This is a genomic window from Roseateles sp. (assembly GCF_046300915.1).
Classification (GTDB): Bacteria; Pseudomonadota; Gammaproteobacteria; order Burkholderiales; family Burkholderiaceae_C; genus Kinneretia.
Map to the genome: position 1 here is coordinate 1 of NZ_JBKCLH010000044.1, position 9,231 is coordinate 9,231.

Here is a 9,231-nt window from a genome sequence, read left to right on the forward strand (position 1 = left end):
GCCCATGCGGGCCAGCAGGCTGATCTCCTCGCCCTTGAGACCTTGCGGGTAGCCGCTGCCGTCCATCTTCTCGTGGTGGTGGAGGCAGACATCCAGCGCCGACTCGGGCACGGCGCCGCCTTCCTTGAGCATCATGTAGCCGCGCATCGGGTGCCCGCGCATGATGTCAAATTCCGCCTCGGTCAGCTGCCCGGGCTTGTTCAGCACATGGAGCGGCATCATCATCTTGCCGATGTCGTGCAAAAGGCCAGCCATGCCCGCCTCGCGAGTCTGCGCATCGTCCAGCCCCAGTTGGCGGCTCAAGGACACCATCAGCGCGCACACCGCCACCGAGTGCATATAGGTGTAGTTGTCCTTGGTCTTGAGCCGGGCCAGGCTGATCAGGGCGCTGGGATTGCGCGCCACGGAGTTGGCCACATCCTCCACCAGGGGCAGGCATTGCTCGGTGTCGATGGCGCGCCCCAGGCGGGCCTCACCAAACAGGCTGATCACGGCCTGGCGGGAGCGGTTCACCAGCTGGGCCGCACGGGCCACTTCCTCAGACATGCTCAGCGTGGGCGCTTGGCCCCGCGCAAAGTCCGTCGGGCTCGCGGCGGGCTGAGCGGCGGACGGCGTTGTCTGGGCGGGCGGCACGGCCGCGACAGCCACCACAGCCGGCGCCGGAGCGACGTCGCAACCCCGGCTCACATCGATGATGACGGCCGGCACGCCGCTGCCATGCAGAGCGTCCAGGTCGGTCTGGTCCGTCAGCACGAAACGGGTCTTCCAGAAGGGATGTGAAAGCCAGGAGCCTTCAAGGGCCTGGATATACATGCCCAGCCGGACTTGCGGGGTCGGAATCTTCTTCAGCATGGTCAAGCAATTGTCCGGCGGCACGGACGCCCCGCAGTATCGTCGCCCGAGCCCCTGGCTGAGGCGGGATAAGCGCAAAAAAAGCCGCCTCATGGCGGCTTTGTGCGCGCAGCGAGCGCGTGGGTCTCAGCGCAGACGGCTTTGCGGCACCGTCTTGAGCTCGCCCGGCAAGGAGGCCAGGTAGGCCGCCATGGCCTTGAGCTCGGCCGGGCTGAACTGCTTGACCTGCCCGGCCATGATGGCGTTGCTGCGACCCACCACGGGATTACCCTCAACCTGATAGGACTTCAGCGTCGCATACAGATAGTCGGCATGCTGGCCGGCAATCTTGGGGTAGCTGCCATCGATGGGCTTGCTGAAATTGGCACCGTGACAGGAGATGCAGGCCCCCTTGTTCAGCAGTTCCTTGACCTGGGCACTGGGCTCGCGCACCTGCTCGGGCGCAGCGGCACCCTTGCCGTGCTGCTCGTAGAAGGCCGCGATATCGGCCATGTCCTGGTCAGACAGGCTCAGGGCGATGCCGCGCATGGTGGGATGCTTGCGATCACCCTTGGCATAAGCCGACAGCGAGGCCACGATGTACTTGGCGTTCTGGCCCGAGATCATGGGCACCTTGTAAACCTCGGGGAAGCTGGACTGGTAGCCCGGGATGCCATGGCAGCCAATGCACATGGCCACCTTCTTCTGTCCCGCCGCCACATCCTGGGCGAGGGCCATGGTGCTGGCGCCTGCCAGAGCGGTCAAGGCGAGCGAGATCTGCAGAAGTTGTTTCATAGTCCCCAGAGTCGGTTGTTGTACTACTACGGCCTGCAATCGTTGCGCCGCCGATTGTAGGGGGGGCTGTGGCGCCTCTTATACTGGGGCGGCCCCGGATGTCTTTGATGGAAAACATGAAGTTTCAAGGTTCCCAGCAGTACGTGGCCACGGCCGATCTGATGCTGGCGGTGAACGCCGCCATCACCCTCAAGCGCCCCCTGCTGGTCAAGGGCGAGCCCGGCACCGGCAAGACCATGCTGGCCGAGGAAGTCGCCCAGTCCCTGGGTCTGCCCCTGCTGCAATGGCATGTGAAGAGCACGACCAAGGCCCAGCAAGGCCTCTATGAGTACGACGCGGTGAGCCGCCTGCGCGACTCGCAGCTGGGGGACGAGAAGGTCAAGGACATCCACAACTACATCGTCAAGGGCGTGCTCTGGCAGGCCTTCGAGGCGGAGCAGCCGGTGGCCCTGCTGATCGACGAGATCGACAAGGCCGACATCGAGTTCCCCAACGACCTGCTGCGCGAACTCGACCGCATGGAGTTCTACTGCTACGAGACGCGCCAGCTGATCAAGGCCAAGCACCGCCCCCTGGTCTTCATCACCTCCAACAACGAGAAGGAGCTGCCGGACGCCTTTCTGCGCCGCTGCTTCTTCCACTTCATCAAGTTCCCCGACGCTGCCACCATGCAGCAGATCGTGGACGTGCACTTTCCGGGCCTGAAGAAGGAGCTGCTGGCCGCCGCGCTCAAGACCTTTTTCGATGTGCGCAATCTGCCGGGGCTCAAGAAGAAGCCCAGCACCAGCGAGCTGCTGGACTGGCTCAAGCTGCTGCTGGCCGAGGACATCCCGGTCGAGGCCCTGCACAGCGGCGAGGACAAGGTCAGCATCCCGCCCCTGGTCGGCGCCCTGCTCAAGAACGAGCAAGACCTGACCCTGTTCGAGAAGCTGGTCTTCATGCAGAGCCGCAACCGATGAGCGACCGCCAGGAATTTCGCCAGGGCCTGGCCGATGCGCTGGGCTTCGTCCTGGGCGCGCTGGGGGGTTGGCAGCTGGGCAAGCTGCTGGGCTATGACTTCATTGCCTCGACCGAATGGCAGCTGCCGCAGCTGATCGGCCTGGTCTTCATCCTGCTGGGCTGCGGCCTGGGGCGTTGGCTGGCGCGCAAGCTGCTGATTCGATGAGCGCGACGACACCCGCTCTGTGCCGCCCCGTCACCCTCACGGGCCGGCATGCGCGCCTGGAACCGCTCTCCCCGGCCCATGAGGCCGGGCTGCAGGACGCCTGCCGCGACGGCGAGCTCTGGAAGCTCTGGTACACCACGGTGCCCCAGCCCGAGGGCATGGCGGCCGAGATCCAGCGCCGCCTGGACCTGCAGGAACGCGCCAGCATGCTGCCCTTCACCGTCTTTGACGCCGAGGGCCGCATTGCCGGCATGAGCAGCTTCATGAACATCGACAACGCCCACCGCCGTGTCGAGATCGGCTCCACCTGGTACGCCGAGCGCGTGCAGCGCAGCGCGCTCAACACCGAGTGCAAGCTGATGCTGCTGCAGCATGCCTTCGAGCAGCTGGGCTGCATCGCCGTGGAGTTCCGCACCCACCGCCTGAACAGCGCCAGCCGCCGCGCCATCGAACGCCTGGGCGCCCAGCTCGACGGCGTGCTGCGCAGCCATCTGCGCATGCCCGACGGCACACTGCGCGACACCGCGGTCTATAGCATCACCGCCCCCGAATGGCCCACCGTCAAGACCCATCTGCAATGGCAACTCGTCAAACCCCGCTGAATTCCGCCCGCACAAGCAGCCGCACAAGCAGCCGCAGCACGGCCAAGAAGCCCTTCGATGTGGAGGCGCTCTGGCAGGTCGAGCGCGTGGGCGCGCCCAGCCTCTCGCCGGACGGCGCCCAGGCCGTGGCCTCACTGACCCGCTATTCCATGGAGAAGAACAAGAGCCAGACCCAGCTCTGGCTGCTCTCCACCCTGGGCGGCGCGCCGCGCGCCCTGACCCAGGCCGGGGAGAAAGACGGCCAGCCCAAGTGGAGCCCCAAGGGTGACCAGATCGCCTTCATCGCCCGCCGCGAGCAGGAAGGCAGCAAGGACGAGGAAGCCCAGCTCTACCTGATCGCACCGGACGGTGGTGAGGCCCGCCGCGTCACCACCGTGGCCACGGGCGTGGAGGCCTTCAAGTGGTTCCCGGATGGCCGGCGCATCGCCTTCATCTCCTGGGTCTGGCCCAAGCTCAAGGGCGCGGCCGCACAGGCCAAGGCGCACAAGGAGTTCAAGGAGCGCAAGGAGACGGGCTACGTCACCGAGGAGGCGCTCTACCGCTACTGGGATCACAACCTGCCCATGGGCCGCGTGGCGCATCTGCATGTGCTGGACACGGTCAGCGGCAAGGTCAGCGACCTCTTTGAGGGCACGGACTACGAGCTCACCCGCGCCGATCCGGACGCCAACACCTTCGACATCTCGCCGGACGGCAAGCGCATCATCTTCGCCTTCGACCCCGCGGCCGAGAAGCGCCTGGATCATTGCTACGCCCTGGCCGAGCTGGAGCTGCGCACGGGCAAGATCCAGGTCTTGCTACAGGACAAGGACTGGGACTTCCAGGCCCCGCGCTACAGCCATGCCGGCGCGCACCTGGCCTTTCTGGCCGCCAACATCGGCAAGAAGCACACCATGCCCAGCCAGCTGGCGGTGCTGGACCAGCATGGTCACTGGGCCGTGCTGTCGGAGGACTGGGACTACGAAGTCAGCGCCCCGCTGCAGTGGGACGAGGACGATCTGGGCCTGCTCTTCTGCGCCGAGGAACAGGGCCGCAGCCATCTGTGGCGCTTCGATGTGAAGACCTGCGCCGGCCATGTGCTCTTCGAGGGCGGCCACACGACGGGCTTTGACCTGGCGGCCGGCACCCTGGTGGTGCAGCACGACGGCGTGCAGCATCCGCCGCGCCTGTCGGTGCTGGAGGCCGAGGGCCGCGCCGATGAAGGCGGCCGCGCCCGCCGCATCGAGAGCTTCAACGACGCCCTGCTGGCCGGCTTCGCCTGGGGCCGCGACGAGCCCGTCAGCTACCAGGGCGCCCAGGGCGACGAGGTGCAGATGTGGCTGGTCTACCCGCCCGGCTTCAGTGCCAAGAAGAAGTACCCCATCCTGCACCTGATCCACGGTGGCCCGCACACGGCTTTTGGCGATGCCTGGCACTTCCGCTGGAATGCCCAGGTCTTCGCCGCCCAGGGCTATGTGGTGGCCTGCGTGAACTACCACGGCTCCTCCAGCTTCGGCTACGCCTTCAAGGACGCCATCACCCAGCGCTGGGGCGAGCTGGAACTGCAGGACGTGGAGGCCGGCACCGACTGGCTGCTCAAGAAGCCCTGGGCCGACAAGAAGCGCGTCTTCGCCACCGGCGGCAGCTATGGCGGCTATATGGTCGCCTGGATGAACGGCCATGTGAAACCGGGGCGCTACCAGGCCTATATCTGCCACGCCGGCTGCTATGACTGGCAGGCCATGTTCGCCGACGACGCCTACACCTGGCATGCCAAGGAGCTGGGCGCCTGGTACTGGGACGATCCGGCCAAGATCGCCTCGCAGAGCCCGCATGCCTTCGCCCAGCACATGAGCACCCCGACCCTGGTGATCCACGGTGCCATGGACTACCGCGTGCCCGACGCCCAGGGCCTGGCCTACTACAACACGCTCAAGGCCCGCGGCGTGGATGCCCGCCTGCTCTGGTACCCCGACGAGAACCACTGGATCCTGAAGCCGCGCAACAGCCAGCTCTGGTACGGCGAGTTCTTCGACTGGCTCAAGCGCCACGACCCGGCCCACGCGCCGCGGCGCGTCAAGAAGTAAGGAGCCGCCCACGGGCGGGCGCGAGCGCAGGCCGGCTATGGATAATGGCCGCAGCCTACCGTCCCCCGCCCTCCGTGGCTGAACGCCGATGTTGATCCAGTTCTTCTACACCCTGCGCACGGCCAAGCTGCCGGTCTCGGTCAAGGAGTTCCTCACCCTGCTCGAAGCCTTGCAGCAGGGCGTGATCGGCCAGGACGGCGTGGCCACGATCGACGAGTTCTACTTCCTGGCCCGCACCACCCTGGTCAAGGACGAGGCCAATTTCGACAAGTTCGACCGCGCCTTCGGGGCCTACTTCAAGGGCGTGGAGATGCTCACGGCCGAGCTGGCCAAGGAGCTGCCCCTGGAGTGGCTGCGCCAGCATCTGCAGCTGGAGCTCACGCCCGAACAGAAGGCCGCCATCGAGAAGCTCGGCTGGGACGAGCTGATGGAGACGCTGAAAAAGCGTCTGGAAGAACAGAAGGAACGCCACGAGGGTGGCAATCGCTGGATAGGCACCGGAGGCACCAGCCCCTTCGGCAACAGCGGCTACAACCCCCAGGGCGTGCGCATCGGCGGAAAGGGCGGCAACAAGAGCGCGGTCAAGGTCTGGGACCAGCGCGCCTACCGCGACTACGACGACAACCTGGAGCTGGGCACGCGCAATATCAAGGTGGCGCTGCGCCGCCTGCGCCGCTTCGCGCGCGAGGGCTCCGAGGTCGAGCTGGACCTGGACAACACCATCCACAAGACCGCGGCCAATGCAGGCATGCTGGACATCCGCATGCGGCCCGAGCGCCACAACAAGGTCAAGGTGCTGCTGCTGATGGACGTGGGCGGCACCATGGATGAGCACATCCACCGCGTGGAGGAGCTGTTCTCCGCCGTCAAGAGCGAGTTCAAGCACCTGGAATTCTTCTACTTCCACAACTGCGTCTACGACTTCGTCTGGAAGAACAACCGCCGCCGCTTCAGCGAGAAGACCGCCACCTGGGACCTGATCCGCAAGTACAACAAGGACTACAAGCTGATCTTCGTGGGCGACGCCACCATGAGCCCCTACGAGATCCTGCAGCCCGGTGGCAGCGTGGAATACAACAACGAGGAACCCGGCGCCGAATGGCTGCAGCGCCTGCTGCATGCCTTCCCGAAGCACGCCTGGATCAACCCCGAGCCCCAGGGCGTCTGGCAGTACCGCCAGAGCATTGCCCTGATCCAGCAGCTGATGCACCAGCGCATGTACCCGCTCTCGCTCCAGGGCCTGGAGGGGGCGATGCGCCTGCTGAGCCAATGAGGGGTACACGACCGAGCGCGCCATGGCTTGCCTGGATCGCGGCCCCGCTGCTGTCCCTGCTGCTCACGGGCTGCGCCAATCTCAACGGCCTGCTGGAGCGTGCGAATGGCCAGCGGAACACGCCGTCGACCACGAGCGAGGGACCGCAGCGCCAGGCCTACAAGCTGCAGGTGCAAGCGCCCTCGCCGCTGGCCGAGCTGCTCAGCGAGCACCTGGATCTGGCCCGCTTCCAGCGGGTGGGTGAGAACGAAGGTCTGAGCCGCGGCGAGCTGGAGCGCCTGGCCTCGGGCACGCCCGCCCAGGTCCGCAGCCTGCTGGAGACCGAGGGCTATTTCAACGCCAGCGCCGAGGTGCTCTGGGGCGAGCAGGAGCAAGGCCTGCCGCAGCTCACGGTGCGCGTCACGCCGGGGCCCCAGGCGCGCATCAGCGCACTGGATCTCAGCTTTGACGGCGCGCTGCAAAACCCGCAGGAAGCGGATGCCCAGGCCTTGGCCCAGGGGCTGCGCCGCCAGCTCCTGCAGGACTTCGGACTGCAGCCGGGACGGGCCTTCCGCCAAGCGGACTGGTCCAGCGCCAAGACCGAAAGCCTGGCCAGGGTGCGCAGCAGCGGCTACCCGCTGGCGCGCTGGGCTCATACGAGTGCGCGCGTGCAGGCCGACAACAACCAGGTGGAGCTCGAGCTGCTGCTGCACAGCGGCCCGCTCTTCCGCCTGGGAGAGCTGCAGATTGAAGGCCTCAAGCACTACAGCGAAAACACGGTACGCCGCCTCAGCCGCCTGCGCAGCGGTCAAGTCTTCACCGAGCGCGCGCTGCTGGATCTTCAGGAAGACATCCTGAAGACCCAGCTCTTCGACGGTGCCACCGTGGAGATACAGCCGGAGACCAGCCAGGCCGAGGCCACGCCGGTGCTCATCAAGCTGCGTGAGGCCCCGCTGCAGCAGGCCACCACCGGCGTGGGCTACAGCGCCAACAAGGGTCAGGGCGTCAAGCTCGAATACCTGCACCGCCAGCCCTTCGGGCTCTCGATGCGCAGCCTGAGCAAGCTGGACTACAGCCGTGAGCTGCGCAGCGCCTCCATCGAGCTCACCTCCCACCCCCAGCCCGATCTCTACAGCAGCCTGGGCTCGCTGACGCTGGAGGAGGATCGCAGCACCGAACTCATCAGCACCAATCTGCTGGCGCGACTGGGTCGTCTGCGTGAGACCGCGCGTGACGAGCGCCTGGACTATCTGGAGCTGCTGCGCTCGCGCGAGCGCCTGCGCAGCCTGAGCTACAGCATCAGCGCCGTCTCGGTGAACACGCAGCGCATCTGGCGCCGTGTGGACAGCCAACTGCTCCCCACAGATGGTCACACCGCCACCCTGCTGCTGGGCCTGGGTCAGGCTCGCAGCACTCTGGCCGACCGGGGCGGCTTTGCCAGTGCGCACCTCAAACTGGGCTGGTACAAGCCCCTGGCCGGGCGCCGCTGGTTTGCCAGCGCCAGGCTGGAGCTGGCGCAGCTGCAGGCACGCAGCGAGGTGGACATCCCCGACCGCCTGCTCTACCGCGCCGGTGGCGACGACTCCGTTCGCGGCTACGCTTACCGCAGCCTGGGTCCGCAGCTGGGCAGCTACACCCTGGGCGGCAGCCGCCTCTTCACGGGCAGCGTGGAGCTGGCCCGCCCCTTGAGCGCCAGCCTGCCCGCCTTCTGGGGGGCTGCTTTCATTGATGCGGGCCGCGCAGCCAACTCGTGGCGTCAGATCGATCCGGCCGTGGGCTGGGGCGTGGGCCTGCGCTGGCGCAGCCCGGTCGGTCCGCTGCGCCTGGATCTGGCACGCGGGGAGGAGCTGAAGAAATGGCGCTTGCATTTCAGCGTAGGGATCGTGTTGTGAAGCTAGACGCTGCAGCTGCGCTGACCAGCGTAGGGATCGTGTTGTGAAACCCTCGGAGCCCCAAGCCGCGCCAGCCCCCGACGCCGCGCCGCCACGCGCGCGGCGCGGTCGCTGGCTGCTGGCCACCAGCCTGGCCCTGCCCGTGCTGCTCAGCGGCGCGGGCCTGAGTCTGTACTGGGCCCTGGGCACGGCGGCTGGCAGTCACTGGCTGCTGCGCCAGGTGCCGGGCCTGGTGGTCGAGGCCCCCGAGGGCGCCCTGCTGGGGGACTTCTCCGCCCAGCGCCTGAGCTGGCGCAGCCCAGACTTCAGTCTGGAGCTGCAAGGTCTGGCCTGGCGCGGCCTGAGCCTGCGCTGGGACCGCAGCCCCGAGCTCTGGGGGCGGCTGCATCTGGACAGTCTGCAGGCCCAGCGCCTGGCGCTGGACTGGCGCGCCGATCCCGCCAGCCCGCCCAGCCCGCCGCCGCAGGACCTGCGCCTGCCCCTGGCCCTGGATCTGCCCCAGCTGAGCGTGGACGAGATCCGCGCCCCGGGTCTGGAACAGGCCCCGCTGCGCCAGCTGCGGGCAGCCGTCTGGCTGGGCGAGGACGCCGGCCGACAACATCGCGTGCAGCTGCAGCAGCTGCAATGG

8 protein-coding genes and 1 pseudogene are annotated in these 9,231 nt (G+C 67.1%); 7 read left to right on the forward strand and 2 right to left on the reverse strand.

Features of this window, described 5'->3' with window-relative positions; translation table 11 throughout:
* A partial coding sequence (locus ACK5F2_RS03285; RefSeq protein ID WP_409862767.1) for an HD-GYP domain-containing protein occupies nucleotides 1-852 on the reverse strand: 852 nt, incomplete at its 3' end.
* A gap of 126 nt (nucleotides 853-978) precedes the next feature.
* On the reverse strand, nucleotides 979-1,626 hold the full coding sequence (locus ACK5F2_RS03290) for a c-type cytochrome (protein ID WP_409862769.1): 648 nt from the start codon (nucleotides 1,624-1,626) through the stop codon (nucleotides 979-981).
* A gap of 116 nt (nucleotides 1,627-1,742) precedes the next feature.
* Here ACK5F2_RS03290 and ACK5F2_RS03295 point away from each other — a divergent pair, with 116 nt between their 5' ends.
* From ACK5F2_RS03295 to ACK5F2_RS03325, 7 genes and pseudogenes are all read left to right on the forward strand, one after another.
* A complete protein-coding gene (locus tag ACK5F2_RS03295; protein WP_409862770.1) occupies nucleotides 1,743-2,585 on the forward strand; it encodes an AAA family ATPase in 843 nt (280 codons plus the stop codon).
* A complete protein-coding gene (locus ACK5F2_RS03300; protein WP_409862772.1) occupies nucleotides 2,582-2,791 on the forward strand; it encodes a hypothetical protein in 210 nt (69 codons plus the stop codon). Before ACK5F2_RS03295 ends, ACK5F2_RS03300 begins: the two co-directional genes overlap by 4 nt.
* Entirely contained in the window at nucleotides 2,788-3,393 is a 606-nt protein-coding gene (locus ACK5F2_RS03305) for a GNAT family N-acetyltransferase (RefSeq protein WP_409862774.1), read from the forward strand. Before ACK5F2_RS03300 ends, ACK5F2_RS03305 begins: the two co-directional genes overlap by 4 nt.
* The gene (locus ACK5F2_RS03310; protein ID WP_409862775.1) at nucleotides 3,369-5,459 is read left to right on the forward strand and encodes a prolyl oligopeptidase family serine peptidase; all 2,091 of its coding nucleotides are present in this window, start codon (nucleotides 3,369-3,371) and stop codon (nucleotides 5,457-5,459) included. Before ACK5F2_RS03305 ends, ACK5F2_RS03310 begins: the two co-directional genes overlap by 25 nt.
* Before the next feature lie 88 nt (nucleotides 5,460-5,547).
* The gene (locus tag ACK5F2_RS03315) at nucleotides 5,548-6,732 is read left to right on the forward strand and encodes a vWA domain-containing protein (protein ID WP_409862777.1); all 1,185 of its coding nucleotides are present in this window, start codon (nucleotides 5,548-5,550) and stop codon (nucleotides 6,730-6,732) included.
* Entirely contained in the window at nucleotides 6,729-8,603 is a 1,875-nt protein-coding gene (locus ACK5F2_RS03320; protein ID WP_409862779.1) for an autotransporter assembly complex protein TamA, read from the forward strand. The genes ACK5F2_RS03315 and ACK5F2_RS03320 overlap by 4 nt, the downstream gene beginning before the upstream one ends.
* 43 nt (nucleotides 8,604-8,646) lie before the next feature.
* Nucleotides 8,647-9,231: pseudogene (locus ACK5F2_RS03325) on the forward strand (hypothetical protein); the annotation flags it as partial.

Coding starts and splice junctions, on each gene's coding strand:
- ACK5F2_RS03290 (WP_409862769.1), bottom strand. CDS start 1,626: ATGAAACAACTTCTGCAGATCTCGCTCGCCTTGACCGCTCTGGCAGGC.
- ACK5F2_RS03295 (WP_409862770.1), top strand. CDS start 1,743: ATGAAGTTTCAAGGTTCCCAGCAGTACGTGGCCACGGCCGATCTGATG.
- ACK5F2_RS03300 (WP_409862772.1), top strand. CDS start 2,582: ATGAGCGACCGCCAGGAATTTCGCCAGGGCCTGGCCGATGCGCTGGGC.
- ACK5F2_RS03305 (WP_409862774.1), top strand. CDS start 2,788: ATGAGCGCGACGACACCCGCTCTGTGCCGCCCCGTCACCCTCACGGGC.
- ACK5F2_RS03310 (WP_409862775.1), top strand. CDS start 3,369: ATGGCAACTCGTCAAACCCCGCTGAATTCCGCCCGCACAAGCAGCCGC.
- ACK5F2_RS03315 (WP_409862777.1), top strand. CDS start 5,548: ATGTTGATCCAGTTCTTCTACACCCTGCGCACGGCCAAGCTGCCGGTC.
- ACK5F2_RS03320 (WP_409862779.1), top strand. CDS start 6,729: ATGAGGGGTACACGACCGAGCGCGCCATGGCTTGCCTGGATCGCGGCC.